Origin of the sequence: Marinobacter lutaoensis (assembly GCF_001981305.1) — a bacterium.
GTDB classification, from domain to species: Bacteria; Pseudomonadota; Gammaproteobacteria; order Pseudomonadales; family Oleiphilaceae; genus Marinobacter; species Marinobacter lutaoensis.
In genome coordinates this window covers 143,947-157,790 of the sequence record NZ_MSCW01000001.1, presented here as the reverse complement: position 1 = coordinate 157,790, position 13,844 = coordinate 143,947, and the positions used below count along the sequence as shown (strand labels likewise).

Sequence of the window (13,844 nt, the reverse complement as noted above, 5' to 3'; positions counted from 1 at the left end):
ATCCTTAGCGAAGGGGTCTCTAATTCAGGTCACCACAGGCGCCGACGCGGCGTCACTCCGGGACCTGATCCGTCGCAAAGCTGAAGATGTCACTGAAGAAGCCCGCGACCTGGCCGCCCAAGTCGGTTTTCGATACAACGACGAGAATCGCGACCAGAACGGCCGCCAGCATGATGTATTCCAGTGAGGAGGCCCCTTTCTGCCGTTTAGGCATGGAGGCTTGATGACGACGAAACGCAATATGTCCAAAGTTCATGGCGAATACCCTCTCAACAGCTATCCCTGAAATCCCTGTTTATGATCTTATTTTTGTAACAATACCAACCCTGGAAACGAGGTTAGAAAAGCATACTCCATATTATAATATGGGCAGCCGTATTGTTATATCACTCATATTACCGACTTCCCGGCCAATTAAAAGGTCATGTCATGAAAAAAATTGTGAACTTTGGTGCTGAAACCGTCTGGCCGGACACAGAAAAAGACGAACACACCCCAAATCTATAAATTTGGTTACAGCAAAATACCACCACACCGGCTACACTTGGCCGCCTACCCTTCCGGGTTCCATCGCCCGTCCTTCCAGAATGCCTCCGCGCTCACACCACGCGCGCGCAGCTCATCCTCCACGCATTCCCGCAACTGGGCATAGATCGGCCGCCCCCGACGGTGCTGCTCGGCGAAGACCGTGGCCAGGCGTCGCGCGAAGAACGGACAGGACTGCTGATCGGATGCAAATTCGTAACTCATCACCCGGGACGCGCCGAACAATGGCCCCAACTGACTGGTCCGGAACTCCGGATCGATCTTCTGAATCGCCCGCAGGACACTTGCGCCACTGGGGGGCAGTGCAATGATGTGGCGCAGGTCCTCCGGATAACGGAACAGGTATCGGACCAGAATTGCCGAGGGCGCGTCGATACGCTGGTGTGCCCGTTGCCGAAAACGATAGTAGGCCTTCACTTGCAGGCCCAGGGTCCAGAAAGCCTCGGCGCTGGTCAGGCCAAAACTTTCCCGGAACAGGCTGAACAGGCTGTCTTCCCGCCCCAGAATGGGCTGAGTGGCCCGACTGTAGCGGCGCAGATCCTCGGTGGTGACCTCGTTACGGTTGCTCCAGGCCCCCTTGGCCAGCGCCCTGTCCGGATCGATATCCCGAGACACGGCTTCATCGTGGAGCACCCCCAGGTAGCGGCCCTCAAACCAGGCACGCCAGCGTTCATGCAACTGGACGGTGAAGGTGTCATAAACCGGGTCCGGCATCCAGTCGGTCAGGGAGTCCCGGGCCCGGAGCAGGTGCCAGCCGGTATCCTGCCGCAGGCTTTCCTGGACGTATTCCGGCACCGGCACGGTGGCCTCCCCGATGTACTGCCGGCACAGTTCCCGAAACATTTCCGCCAGGCAGCCGACCATCAGCATCTGCAGGCGCACCACCGGCAGGCTGGTGGCCTCGCCTTCGGAGAGCATCTTATAGGAGGAGACATAGGAACGGCCGAACAACGGGGCGTATCCTTGCTTACCGGGAGGCTGGCCCTCGTTGCCGGGCATCAAAGGTGCCAGCAGATCGAACATCTCGGCGTTGGAGGGCCGGAGGGTCAGCGGAGCGTATTCCGGATACTTCAGCAACAAACGCACCAGCACGGCCTGATTGGGACGAATGGTCGGCGCGTCGTCGTCCTCGTTCCCGTCGGTGTCCGCGACATTCGCCACGTCGGCGGGGGCACCGGATTTTTTCAGCCGCCCCAGACGGTTGACCGGTACATTCAGCAGCATGGCCAGATCCAGATCCCGGACTTCGCCATCGCCTACCACGCTTTCCAGAACCAGTTTCAGGTTCCGAAGCGTATGCCCGCTGATGGGGCCGGAGGGGTGGGTCAATTCGCTCGTGGACTGCCGCATGAACTATACCTTTGTGAACAGGGAATCGATTTTCCGCGATTTCGGATGGTAACATAAGCCCATACGAACCTGACGATATCCCGTAATCACCACGTTCATCGAATCAAAGTCTGCCACAAGGATTCTCCAAGGTGTCTGTTATTGGGGCGAAAACGTTTTTCTTCTATGAGGGGGACTCCCAGCCCCGCCTGCACACCCTCTGCGAGCCAGACTACTTTCAGCTCCCGGGCTTCCGGTTCCCGAGCAACGGCGTCACCTTGTTGTATGGTCACAAGGGGCCCGGCAGCCTGATTGGCGCGGCCGTGCGCCAAAGCGCCCATTCCGGCCAGGGTGTGTGCTTTGCCGACATCAAAGTCGAGATCGGCGACTGGGACGCCAACAAACAAAGGCTGGACAATTTCGCCAGCTGCCGCTTTCTGAATCTGCCCCAGCGCGCCAACCGGGAAGTGCTGGATGACATCAACCAGCACTGGAACCGCTGGCTGGACGCTGAAGGTGCCCCGCACGAAGACTTCCCCAGAAAGCCGTCGCTCAGAATGGACCTGCTGGACCGGCTCGCAACCCTGCCCCCTTACAACGAACTGCATGCCATCGCCTACGATGTTGGCACCCGCTTTGGCGTAGCCAAGTTCGTTACCGTCTACAACATGGCTGCAATCCTGACCGATGAGGTCATGGTCATCCCGCCGGGAACCCAGCTCCAGTTCCGCCTGCCCCGGGATCGCGGCTGAGGCTCCGACCAAGGCGGGCACCTCACTTTTTTACCATCGACCGGTGCAAGAACACTTTTTTCGTTATAGTATGTACTATCATATGCCAACGTAGACTGTCGATCGACAAGGAGTCCCGATATGCGCAGCCTCAGGAATGCCATTCTGGCCATCATCATCTCGTTACCTCCCCTCACTCTGGCTTCCCAGGATTTTCCGCTGAGCTACAGCAGCCTCGGAGCTGAAGTGGGCTACGTGGACGCAGGCACCTCCGGCAACGGCGGCAGCGCGGAGGACGACCTGTCCAACGACTGGGAGTTTGGCCTCAACTTCACGCACCAGTTCAACCCGAACATCAGCCTGCTGCTGCAGGGAAGCTACGCCGAACCGGAAACCCGCAACCTGAACCTGGATGTCGAACTCTGGCGAGGCAGCATCGGCGGCCGCCTGCACCCGACGGATTACCGTCTCGCCGGCTGGCGGCCCTTCGCTGGTGGCGGTTACAGCCATTCCAACCTGGATACGGACCTGGGCTCCAAGAACGAGGACATGCTCTACCTGGAGGGCGGGCTGCACCGGATGGTTTCACCCCGTTTCCTGGCGGAAGCCGGCGTACGGGGCCGGCTCGAGGTGGACGATGACTACATCGACGGCCAGGTGTTTGCCGGTATTCACTATGTGTTCGGCCGAAAGTTCCCGGCGGCCCCGAGGCCCCGGCAACCGCTGGACGTGGCGCGCCTGTCCACACCGCCGGCCGACACCGATGGCGACGGCGTCGAAGACGCACGGGACCGGTGTCCGGACACCCCCGAAGGCGCCCTTGTGGATGAGGCAGGCTGCGCCAGGGAGCTGACCCGGGAAATCAAGCAAACGCTCTACGTCGAGTTCGAGCACGACAGGACCGAAGTCCGCCCGGCGTACTATCCGGAAATCGGCAAACTGGCCCGCGTACTGAAACAGTACCCCACGGCCCGTATCCTATTGGAAGGGCATACCGACAGCACCGGCCCCGCCTCCTACAATCAACGCCTGTCCAAGAGCCGGGCCGACGCGGTCATGAAGGTACTGGTCAGCCAGTTCAACATCAGTGCCGAGCGTATCCGCACCTCGGGCATGGGGGAATCCCAGCCCATTGCCAGCAATGACACCGCTGAAGGCCGGGCCCGGAATCGCCGGGTGGAAGCCATCGTGTTCGGCACCTATTCGGAGATCATGAAGAAGACGCGCTAGTACCCAGGCCGACCCCGAGGCGGCTACCGCCCTCGGGGCCCTTCGAGTACGATGAAGGCTCAAACAATGAGTACAGCATAAAATAGTCTATATTACATATAAAGAACGCACGACCGACAGAGGGACAATCACGATGAATCATGGACTGCAACACTTCCTATTGGCGTTATTGATAGCCACTCCGGCCTTTCTGGCAGGCTGCAACTCCGGCGACAGCGATGGCCGGCTGCCGCTTGACGACACCCAGAATGACGACGACACCGGCACTCCCCCGGATGACCCCGGCGATCCGCCTGTGCTGAACCCGACCGACGAGGACCTGGACGGCGACGGCATCCCCAACGAGGATGATGCCTGCCCCCGTGTTCCCGGCGACGACCCGGCACTCTGCGACGATACCGTGGACACCGATGGGGATGGTATTCCGGATCAGTATCCGGCCATTGAGCCCTACATTGGCGACGGCCTGGTCAACCAGCCGTGGGACAACTGCCCACAGGTGGCCAACCCGAGCCAGTCGGACCTCGACGGCGACGGTACAGGGGATGCCTGTGACTCGGATCAGGACGATGACGGCGTGCTCAACAGTGCCGACAACTGCCCGATGGTCGCCAATCCGAGCCAGAACGACGAAAATGGCAACGGCATCGGCGATGCCTGCGATCCTGGCATTGAGGATGGCTACAGCTGCTCCGTGGAAGGCATCTACAGCCCGATGCTGGCCAACGACGCGGACACTCGGGCGATGACCTCGGTGGATGCCACCCATTGCCTTCTGGGGGGTGGCGACCTGGGTTCACTGCTGTGCGGCGTACAGAACCCCGGGTACCTGACGGACGATGACACCGATAATGCCGCGGTCATCTACAACAGCGACCTACTGGGACTCTCGACCGTCACCTTGAATGTCAGCACCGGTACGGACTTCGTGTATCCCGCCGGCAACCGTCTGGGGGTCGCGGTTCGCAACGCGCCACAGATCGTGCAGCTGGGCCTGCTGACCAACGGCGGCCTGCAGATCCGCACTCTGCTCAACGGTGAGGTTCAGGAAGAGACCGAGGGCAGCGTGGGCGCCGACCTCGACCTGCTCGGGCTGTCCCAGGTGATCGGTGGCGACGACTTCGAATACCTGGTGTTCGAGACATCGCTACCCTTCGATAGCGTCGAGATCTTCAGCGGCGGGTTCGAGCTGGTTTCCCTGCTGGAAGAGCTCGAGGTCAGCCGCGTGTGCGCCGCCAAGGAAGGCGTCGCCCCGTAATCCATAGACAGACACTCCCGGATGAGGATCGAGTTCCATGTGGATTATCGTTATCGTATACCATAGGTTATGTTGTACTTTTCGACCTGCAAGAATAGACTGATGGGAAGGTTCGGATGGTGTTTCCGGAGATGACAGACATGGAGAAAAGGCAGCATTTCAGGGTGTCCGACTTTATCCGGGTGGAGATCCATGAGCGGGACCGGCAACGGTTCCCGCGCTGTGAGATCACCGAATCGTCCAGAGTGCGGGCCAGGCACGGCGACATTCTGGACGCCGTGATGGAGGCCCTCCGACAGGCCCGGGATGAACAGTGCCTGACCGCACGGGAAATTCGGGAGCGGCTGTCCGAGCATTTGACGGAACGGTACGCCGTTGTCGAACACGGAGACGGCCAGCAACACGCCGATCCCAGGCGCCGCCCGGTCTCCCTCAGCGAGGGGGGCATCTGCATCGAACTGCCGCCCGGGAGCCTTCAGCGGGTCGGACATTTTCTGCAATTGCTGCTGTACCTGGAAGATGGCGGCAAGCCAATGCGGTTGTCGGCGTCACGGGTCGGTCTGGAAGCCACGGACGAGGCTACCCGGCTCCGGCTTAAGTTCGTGAATCTCGACGAAGTCGACCGGCGTCGGCTGTTCCGTTACATCCTCCAGCAGCAGGCGCGCAAAGTCAGGACGGCCGAGGCCGGCCTGGCACGGCAGGCCTAGGGGGGGGCGGGGCTCCGCTCACCCCTCCGCCACCTGATTACGGCCGTTCTGCTTGGCCCGGTACAGTGCCTGGTCCGCACGCTTGACCAAGCTGCCAGTGCCATCACTGGAGCGGAACTGAGCCACCCCTACGCTCACGGTGACCGGACTGGGCAAGCCATACTCCCCTTCTGCCACCGTTCGGCGAAGGTTCTCCGCCACCAGCAGGGCGCTATCCTTGCCCGTTTCCGCCAGAATGACGAGGAATTCCTCCCCGCCCCAGCGCCCGACCCGATCCACGCTCCTCAGCGACCGCTCAACCCGCCGGGCCACCGCCTGCAGCACCTCATCACCCACGTCGTGGCCGTAGGTGTCGTTGATCTGCTTAAAGTGATCAATGTCAAAGAGGATGACCGACAGGGTATTCCGGTACCGCAGTGACCGTTCCACCTCGGCTTTCAGCTTCTCCTCGATATGGCCTCGGTTGTAGAGGCCGGTCAACGGGTCGTGGTGCGCTCGCCGTTCCAGCTCGCGCAGCAGTCGGGTCCGGACCAAGTGGCTGGCGAAGATCGGCGCCACGGTAGACAGCAGGGCGTTCTGCTCGGAGGTGACGGCGGGGGTATCGGCAAACAGCAGCAGCCCCTCCAGGTGCCCGCCCGAGGCCATTGGGAACACGGACCACACCGCCTGCCGGGTTTCCGGCCGGATCGGCAGGCTTTCGGCAAACGCCTGAATCGCACTGTCTTCGCCGGCGGTCAGGGAGACCAACTCCGGGAGCTCCGCCCCCTCCCCGCCGTCCCGGGTCACCGGTCCGCTGCTGGTGGCCAGTCGGTGAAACTGCTCGGTCAGCCACTGGCGCCCCTCCCCCATCCGGGCTCCGGCCTCGAACAGGGTTCCGGTCTGGGCCAGGCCGCCCGCCTCATCACAGAAAATCAGGCCCACCCGACCGGAAGCCAGCTCGGCGTGAGCCTGCAAGTCATCGATGCAGTGATACAGCACCTCGAGTTCGCGGCCGGCGTCCGCCGACAGCAGTTTTTCGCCAATACGCTTGATCAGGCGATCCGCCCTGGCCTGATTGACGATGGTCGAAAGCGCCTGATGCCGCTCCAGCAGGACGGAGGCCACAAACAGAAAGTTGGATATGGCATCCGGACTGACATCGAAACGAACGCCGTCGAACACGAACAGGTCAAAGGTGCCAAGCACCTCTCCGGCGCTGGACGTGATGGGGAACGATGTCCATTCGCCGAGGCGCTCCATTTCCAGCTCGTCAAAGCTGAAGCTGTCCCGGAATGCAGTCTTGTCCACCTGCACCGCCTTCGACAACAGGGCGGCCGTGGAATTGGGCGCATAGCCGAAGATCACCGGTATCGTGTTCAGGGACTGCTGCATCCGGCCTTCAAGGCCACGGCTCCAGATCGCCCGCAGCGTACGGGACCGGGAATCGAGCAGGGACACGCAAAAACCCACACCGTGCCCCGCATGTTCCCGCGCATGCAGCAGTTCCACCGCTTTTTCCAGGCCCCGCACCACGTTGGACTCGTTGAGGATCGAGCGAATCACCGAGTTATCCCGTTTCGCTCGGGTCATCGGCCGTGCTCCAGGCTCGTCCTTCCAGCGCAGGGTGACCAGCACCCGGGAACCGACCGGCGCCAGGCTGGCGGCCACCTCAATGGCCTGGCCGTCGGTGGTGCCCGGACGCATCGGCACTCTGTCGTGCAACTCCACCCGGCCCCGGATGCCCGTGGCCAGCCTGGCGCGGATACCTGGCAGGAGGTCCGGGTGGCGGCCCTGAAAAATCGACTCCAGGCGCAGGTCCTTCACGTCGTCGGGCATGCCCAGGCGGTGCTCCTCGGCATAGCGGGAGACACAGGTCACCAGGCCCGTGTCGCGTTCCACCAGCAGGGCGCAGAACGGCAGTTCCCGGACCATGTGTTCAATGTCCCGCTGCAACCGCTGTAGATTCTCCGCCGCCTGGCTGAACTTGTTCGATACTTTCGCCGTGGCCCGTTCGGATTTGGCAAGGTTGACCCGCTGCCGTGCCAGCGCCAGGGTCAGGACCAGACACAGCGCAACGGCGGGCCACGCCGACATCAGGCTTTCAGTCAATGCTTCGGACATGCATCCGGCCCCCTTCCCACCAAAAATGTACAACATAATATAGTTTATATTATCAATATCTGAAAATAACAACCGGGCCCGGGTGACCAAAGAATAGCCTGTGACGGAGTTAACAGAGGCCCGCCGGGCAACGGCGGGCTAGACTTTCAGGGATTTGAGGGGAACTCGGATGCGCTGGCGAGACTGCATGAAACTGATCAGGACAATAGCGCGCTCTTCACCATCATAGGCCTGGAAAACGGCCTGGAGCCCCTTGAACGGGCCCTCCTCCAGCTCGATGGTCTGCCCGGGGCGGATGCCACCGTGCGCCGCCACCGTCGCCACGCTGGCCCGGATATGATCGATGACGTCATCCTCGATCGGAGCCGGCCGGTTGCCGAAGCCCACCACCCGCAGCACGCCCCGGGTGGAGCGCAACCGGGACCAGACCGGGTTGGCGTCGTCGAGGTTGACGAACAGATAGCCGGGGAACAGCGGCTCCAGACGACGGCACCGCTTGCCACCGCAGATCCGCTCCACCTCCACTTTCGGGTAAAAGCAGCCCACGCCCTGATTCTGCAAGTGCGCCAGGGCACGATCCCCCTGGGCGGGTTTGTGCTGAATGGCGTACCACGTCATGACTCAGAAATACCAGCTTCCCGCGGCGACGAAGTTGGGGTTCAGCACGTTTTCCTTGCCATACCGCAGGGGGGTGCCATCCAGCGTCTCGACCCGACCACCGGCGGCCACCAGCACCGCCTGGGCCGCGGCGGTGTCCCATTCGGACGTGGGACCAAGGCGCGGGTAGATATCGGCATGCCCTTCGGCGATCCGGCAAAACTTCAGGGAGCTGCCGGCCTGCACCAGCTCATGCTCTCCCAGTGCCTCGATGAAGGCGAGGGTCGGCTCGTTCATGTGGTTCTTGCTCGCCACCACCCGCTTCGCCGCCTTCGGCTCGGCCACCCGGATGCGGTGCACGTGCCCGGTACGGTCACGCTTGTACGCGCCCTCGCCCACCACGCCCCAGAAGGCTTCCTTCAGGGCCGGGGCCGTCACCACGCCCATCACCGGTTCACCGTCTTCGATCAGCGCAATGTTGACTGTGAATTCGCCGGTACGCTGGGTGAAGTCCCGGGTGCCGTCGATCGGATCGACCAACCAGAAACGGCGCCAGCCCTGCCGCTCCGCCCAGGGAATGTCCTTGCCCTCTTCCGACAGGATTGGAATGTCCCGACTGAGGGCGCGCAAGCCCTTCACGATCACCTCGTGGCTGGCCTCGTCGGCGGCGGTGATGGGGGAGTTGTCGTCCTTGTAGCGGACCTTGAAGTCCGACTCGTAGATATGGAGGACGCGCTCGCTGGCTTCGTCCGCGATCCTGATGACATCCGGGAGGATGGAGCTGTAGTGCATGAGCCTTGCTTCCTGCTTTATGTCAATTCGCATTTTGCGGGTTTCGGGCATAGTATGACTGACGGATTTCCAAGACAGAAGGATGCTTTCATGAAACTTCGTTTTCTCGGCGGCACCGGCACCGTGACCGGCTCCCGTTACCTGCTCTCGGACGATTCCCATCGGGTGCTGGTGGATTGCGGGATGTACCAGGGCGTGAAGACCCTGCGCCGCCGGAACTGGGCGAAGTTTCCGGTGGACCCGGCCAGCATCGATGCGGTGGTCCTGACCCACGCCCACATCGACCATTCCGGCTACCTGCCGGCACTGGTCAAGAACGGTTTCCGGGGCAAGGTCTACTGCACCACGGCCACCCACGACCTGTGCCGGGTACTGCTCCCGGACGCCGGGTTCCTGCAAGAGGAGGACGCCAAGTACGCGTTCCGGAAGAAGTTCTCGAAGCACGAAAAACCCGAGCCACTGTTCACAGAGAAGGACGCCTGGGCGGCGCTCAAACACTTCGAGTCACGCCATTACCACGACACGTTCGAGCCGGTGAAAGGGTTCTCCGTTACCTTCACCCCGGCGGGCCATATCCTGGGCTCCGCCTGCGTGCACGTCCGCCATCAGGACAGCGGCCGGACCCTCGTCTTCAGCGGTGACGTCGGCCGCCAGAACGATCTGATCATGCGGCCACCCGAGCCCATCCAGCAGGCCGACGTACTGGTTTGCGAGTCCACGTATGGCGATCGCGAGCACAGTGAGCTGGATCCGGAGGCCGAACTGGAAACCATCGTCAACAAAACGGTGGCACGCGGCGGCATCGTGCTGGTCCCGGCATTCGCCGTTGGCCGGGCCCAAATGCTGCTGTACGTGGTCCACAAACTGATGAACGAACAGCGGATACCGAAACTGCCCGTGTTCCTCAACAGCCCCATGGCCATCCGCGCCACCGAGATTTTTTGCCACCACAGCAAGGAACACCGACTCAGCAACGCCCAGTGCGAGATGATCGACAACAGCACCACGTTCGTCCGCACCGTGGAGGAATCCATTGAGCTGGACTCGGTACGCTACCCCTGCATCATCATCTCCGCCAGCGGCATGGCTTCCGGTGGCCGGGTGCTTCATCACCTCAAGACTCTGCTGCCCAATCCCCGCAACAGCGTGGTGTTCGCCGGCTTCCAGGCACCGGGCACCCGGGGCGACGCCCTCGTCCACGGCGCCGATTCGGTCAAGATTCACGGGGAGTACTGGCCCGTCAAGGCCGACATCTACAACCTGGACTCACTTTCCGCCCACGGCGACTACCGGGAAATCCTGTCGTGGCTGGGCCAGGGCTCACTGAAACCCGAGAAGGTGTATGTCACCCACGGGGAAATGGTCGCCAGTGACGTCATGCGCAAGCACATACACGAAACCTTCGGCTGGGATGCGGAAGTCCCGGAGCTGTATGAGGAGGTGGAGGTCTGAGGCCTCCCTCCCTGCCTACAGAACCGTACAGTTCCCCGGTGCGTAGCTTGCATGCCACCCGGGAGCGGACGATGGATCAATTTCGCAGCGCCACTCACCAACCGTGCTACGCTCGAATCGAATCACGACCCCTGCCAAATCGGGGTGAACCTTGCCCCCCAGTGTCACTTCCAGGTGACCCGATCCGTCAGCGTTCACCGTAGCAATTTCCGTGGCGAGGTTCCCCGTGGTCAGGGTTGAAGGGGTATATCCCAGTGTCTCGTTACTGATCGGCTTTGAATGGGCGAGGCCCGCCTCGAACGCCGACCGGTAGGCCCCAAGCTCGCCAACCGCACGATTTACCTGGCTTTTGGCAACGTACCCCTGGTACAGAGGAATGGCCACCACCGCCAGGATTCCGATAATGGCCACCACGATCATCAGCTCAATCAGGGTAAAGCCTTTGCTGGACGAATACATGCTCTTTGCTCTTAGCTGGTCTCTCTGACACAAAAAGCAAAAATAGAGCCAAATTCATTCCCCGCCATCTAAACCTAAGAAATCAGGCATCATTATGATAGCGGGTCACTGCATCCACCATACACTTTCTATAAGGCGAAACATCAATGTCTCGGTATTTTTCAATTACTGGCAAATCTGCTTCCAGCTTGAAATAAACTGACTTATAGAAACGAATGGCTTTTTCTGAAATTTCGCAAGCCTTTTCCATATCACCACTCAAAATAAGAAGCTGGATTTTTCGGACAAGAACAAGATTATGAGGACGCCATAGCATCATCCTTTCTACTAGCTCTGACTCACGCTCATACTCACTCTCACTTGGCAACAAGCGCTGATACGACAATAGTGTTGCATAAGGCCCCAGCAAAGTATCACCTTGCCAAGAACGGACAGTTTGAACAGTATCGGACCCCCAATACGACTTACTATCAGCTTGAACCAAATCCCAGTACCCAGAAGACAAATTTAACCCAAGAAAACCGAATACGGCCAAAGCGACAGCCGACAAACCATAGCCAATAACTCTTGAGTCAACTTTAAATCGAATACTTGGCAGCACCAAAGAACAGATACCAAGAAAAACCACCAAATACTGCATATACCAAAGAGGGTATTCGACATTGCTATAAACAAACAAGATTCCAAAAAAAGACACCAACCAAAACCACTCGGCATTCTTTTTTTTCACCCAAAGATGCCAGCCCACGCATGAGATTAAAATCAGAAGCACAAGTAACCCTAAAACTCCTTCCTCAGCCATAACCATGGTAAACAGATTATGGCTATGCGTAGGCAAGGACCCTGGACGGCGGGCATCTTCAACATAGTCATCCCATATATAACTGTAGGCAGAATAGTTTCCCGGCCCAACTCCCAGCCATAAGTCATGCCCAATCCCAGCAACGATTTTTTTGGCTTCACTTACTCGAATCCCCAAATCCGAGAGATCGCGAGTAGACACAGAGTCCTCCAGGGAAATCCGACGCAAATCATCGGGGCCAATAGATTCGAGAAAAGCATCGACCGGCTTCACACTGATAAACGCTAGCAACGATGTCATTGCTGCAGCTATGACAATTGCCGCCACTCGCTTTTTATGGATTCGCTCGTCATCGCCATAGACAAACCAGAGAGCGATAAAAATAATAGCCACATAGAGTAGAATTGAACGCGTATCAGTGAGTATGGCCGCAAACGAAGTTACATAAATAACAAAAAATGCACAAAAAAGGCCAACCTTACCCTTAAAATACAAATAAAATAAAGATGCCATACCTATCATCAGACTACTTGCAGTGAGGTTATATTGATTTATCAACCCAGGAAGACGAGTAGTTCCAGCTTCAAATATCCAGTAGCCGCGCAAAAGCCCATAAAATTTCGCAACACCGAGAATACTCTGCGCCAACGCAGAAAAAACGAAAAGCAAAGCAATAACTTCGATAACATGCGTCACCGACATCTCACTGGACAAACGACCAATCCAAACAATCGCCAACAACCCAACAAACCAATAAATAAGAACCCAGTATCCGGAAGACACCATAGAATAGTCGGCACCTAAAAATGAAATCAGAAGTACGCCGCCCCATATTAGCCATAAAACAGTTGCCTGGGAGACCTGTCGCTCCCGTGGCATATAGGCCCAAGCTATCACCCCGCCAATGACTGCAGCCCCTCCAGCAATAAATTCCTCAATAAAAGAGCCTATTGGAACAAAGTGGTATGGCACACAAAATGCCACAACGATAAGAGCTGTCATCAAAGCATAATGGATGGTCAATTCCAGGCGTGTCACCAAATTCACCTTATACATCGACATTAACAATAAGCAACAAAAAAGGGCGCTACCTGAGCGCCCTTTTACATCATAGGAAAACAGCGTATTAGTTACAGCCTGTCGGCACGTAATCAGTCTTCCAGGAGCCTGCACTACCTCCGCTAACCGTACAAGTCCAAGTTCCGTTTGCTTGACGATTGAGAGTGATGATAGCACCAGCAACCGCTGTACTTGCATCAGTACCCAGAGTCGCGGAGATAGTGCCGGAGCCACCAGTGAACGAAACTGTCGGAGCCGTGCTCATGAGATTGGAGCTGGTGAAGCCCAGCTGAGAGGCTGCAGAGGGGTTAATGCCACGCATCAACTGTTCCTCGGTCGCAGTTTTCAGCGAAGAAATTTCAGAGTACACACGGTTTACCTGTGAGCGCGCAACATAGTCCTGATACTGCGGAATCGCGATCGCGGCCAGAATACCAATGATCGCCACGACGATCATCAGCTCGATCAGGGTGAAACCCTTCTGGGCATGGTTCACTTGAATGTTTTTCATTACCGACCTGTATGTCTGTCGTTGATCAACTCGGATGGGCCCAGGGCGGGTGATCGAGGCCACCACAGCCGGTTTGTGAGCCTAATCCCATCAGAGCACTTTTTGTGCCAATTGCAAAACATCGTAAAAAAGGCTGAGAATTCAAAGCTCTGGGAAACCGTGTGACCGAGTTCACGGAGACAAGCGCCTCACCGGTTCAGCCAAATTCAGTCACTCAGTGACAAATTTTGTCACCCCACCCCGAAAACACGCGCCTCATGCTATGGATAAA

General features: G+C 58.7%; 13 protein-coding genes. 5 read left to right on the top strand and 8 right to left on the bottom strand.

The window, feature by feature from the left end; all coding sequences use genetic code 11:
* Window positions 1-52 precede the first annotated feature (52 nt).
* Window positions 53-256: a hypothetical protein gene (locus tag BTO32_RS17625; protein ID WP_139338992.1), complete on the bottom strand. Its 204-nt coding sequence runs from the start codon at window positions 254-256 to the stop codon at window positions 53-55.
* Between the two features lie 296 nt (window positions 257-552).
* A complete protein-coding gene (locus tag BTO32_RS00700; protein WP_076722528.1) occupies window positions 553-1,896 on the bottom strand; it encodes a hypothetical protein in 1,344 nt (447 codons plus the stop codon).
* 131 nt (window positions 1,897-2,027) lie between these two features.
* Between BTO32_RS00700 and BTO32_RS00695 the strand changes: the two genes are divergently transcribed.
* The 4 genes from BTO32_RS00695 (at window position 2,028) to BTO32_RS00680 (ending at window position 5,801) form a co-directional block, all read left to right on the top strand.
* The gene (locus BTO32_RS00695; protein ID WP_076722527.1) at window positions 2,028-2,627 is read left to right on the top strand and encodes a hypothetical protein; all 600 of its coding nucleotides are present in this window, start codon (window positions 2,028-2,030) and stop codon (window positions 2,625-2,627) included.
* 120 nt (window positions 2,628-2,747) lie between these two features.
* A complete protein-coding gene (locus BTO32_RS00690) occupies window positions 2,748-3,836 on the top strand; it encodes an OmpA family protein (RefSeq protein ID WP_076722526.1) in 1,089 nt (362 codons plus the stop codon).
* Between the two features lie 133 nt (window positions 3,837-3,969).
* On the top strand, window positions 3,970-5,094 hold the full coding sequence (locus BTO32_RS00685; protein WP_084206730.1) for a thrombospondin type 3 repeat-containing protein: 1,125 nt from the start codon (window positions 3,970-3,972) through the stop codon (window positions 5,092-5,094).
* A 140-nt stretch (window positions 5,095-5,234) separates the two neighbouring features.
* Window positions 5,235-5,801, top strand: coding sequence for a PilZ domain-containing protein (locus BTO32_RS00680; RefSeq protein WP_175618617.1), 567 nt, complete (start codon window positions 5,235-5,237; stop codon window positions 5,799-5,801).
* 18 nt (window positions 5,802-5,819) lie between these two features.
* On the opposite strand, the gene BTO32_RS00675 is transcribed toward BTO32_RS00680, so the two are convergent.
* From BTO32_RS00675 to cysQ, 3 genes are all read right to left on the bottom strand, one after another.
* Window positions 5,820-7,901: a GGDEF domain-containing protein gene (locus BTO32_RS00675; protein ID WP_076722523.1), complete on the bottom strand. Its 2,082-nt coding sequence runs from the start codon at window positions 7,899-7,901 to the stop codon at window positions 5,820-5,822.
* 138 nt (window positions 7,902-8,039) lie between these two features.
* The gene (gene rfaH / locus BTO32_RS00670) at window positions 8,040-8,519 is read right to left on the bottom strand and encodes a transcription/translation regulatory transformer protein RfaH (RefSeq protein WP_076722522.1); all 480 of its coding nucleotides are present in this window, start codon (window positions 8,517-8,519) and stop codon (window positions 8,040-8,042) included.
* 3 nt (window positions 8,520-8,522) lie between these two features.
* Window positions 8,523-9,290 carry a 3'(2'),5'-bisphosphate nucleotidase CysQ gene (gene cysQ / locus BTO32_RS00665; protein ID WP_076722521.1) on the bottom strand — a complete coding sequence of 256 codons (768 nt, stop codon included), beginning with the start codon at window positions 9,288-9,290 and terminating at the stop codon, window positions 8,523-8,525.
* Between the two features lie 90 nt (window positions 9,291-9,380).
* Between cysQ and BTO32_RS00660 the strand changes: the two genes are divergently transcribed.
* Entirely contained in the window at window positions 9,381-10,742 is a 1,362-nt protein-coding gene (locus BTO32_RS00660; protein WP_076722520.1) for an MBL fold metallo-hydrolase, read from the top strand.
* Window positions 10,743-10,757: 15 nt separating this feature from the next.
* Here the strand turns inward: BTO32_RS00660 and BTO32_RS00655 are convergent, their stop codons facing one another.
* The 3 genes from BTO32_RS00655 to BTO32_RS00645 form a co-directional block, all read right to left on the bottom strand.
* On the bottom strand, window positions 10,758-11,201 hold the full coding sequence (locus BTO32_RS00655; RefSeq protein ID WP_076722519.1) for a pilin: 444 nt from the start codon (window positions 11,199-11,201) through the stop codon (window positions 10,758-10,760).
* Window positions 11,202-11,283: 82 nt separating this feature from the next.
* Window positions 11,284-13,041 carry a PglL family O-oligosaccharyltransferase gene (locus tag BTO32_RS00650; RefSeq protein WP_175618616.1) on the bottom strand — a complete coding sequence of 586 codons (1,758 nt, stop codon included), beginning with the start codon at window positions 13,039-13,041 and terminating at the stop codon, window positions 11,284-11,286.
* A gap of 88 nt (window positions 13,042-13,129) precedes the next feature.
* On the bottom strand, window positions 13,130-13,573 hold the full coding sequence (locus tag BTO32_RS00645) for a pilin (RefSeq protein WP_076722517.1): 444 nt from the start codon (window positions 13,571-13,573) through the stop codon (window positions 13,130-13,132).
* Window positions 13,574-13,844: the final 271 nt, after the last annotated feature.

Coding starts and splice junctions, on each gene's coding strand:
- BTO32_RS17625 (WP_139338992.1), bottom strand. CDS start 256: ATGAACTTTGGACATATTGCGTTTCGTCGTCATCAAGCCTCCATGCCT.
- BTO32_RS00700 (WP_076722528.1), bottom strand. CDS start 1,896: ATGCGGCAGTCCACGAGCGAATTGACCCACCCCTCCGGCCCCATCAGC.
- BTO32_RS00690 (WP_076722526.1), top strand. CDS start 2,748: ATGCGCAGCCTCAGGAATGCCATTCTGGCCATCATCATCTCGTTACCT.
- BTO32_RS00685 (WP_084206730.1), top strand. CDS start 3,970: ATGAATCATGGACTGCAACACTTCCTATTGGCGTTATTGATAGCCACT.
- BTO32_RS00680 (WP_175618617.1), top strand. CDS start 5,235: ATGGAGAAAAGGCAGCATTTCAGGGTGTCCGACTTTATCCGGGTGGAG.
- BTO32_RS00675 (WP_076722523.1), bottom strand. CDS start 7,901: ATGTCCGAAGCATTGACTGAAAGCCTGATGTCGGCGTGGCCCGCCGTT.
- rfaH (WP_076722522.1), bottom strand. CDS start 8,519: ATGACGTGGTACGCCATTCAGCACAAACCCGCCCAGGGGGATCGTGCC.
- cysQ (WP_076722521.1), bottom strand. CDS start 9,290: ATGCACTACAGCTCCATCCTCCCGGATGTCATCAGGATCGCGGACGAA.
- BTO32_RS00660 (WP_076722520.1), top strand. CDS start 9,381: ATGAAACTTCGTTTTCTCGGCGGCACCGGCACCGTGACCGGCTCCCGT.
- BTO32_RS00655 (WP_076722519.1), bottom strand. CDS start 11,201: ATGTATTCGTCCAGCAAAGGCTTTACCCTGATTGAGCTGATGATCGTG.
- BTO32_RS00645 (WP_076722517.1), bottom strand. CDS start 13,573: ATGAAAAACATTCAAGTGAACCATGCCCAGAAGGGTTTCACCCTGATC.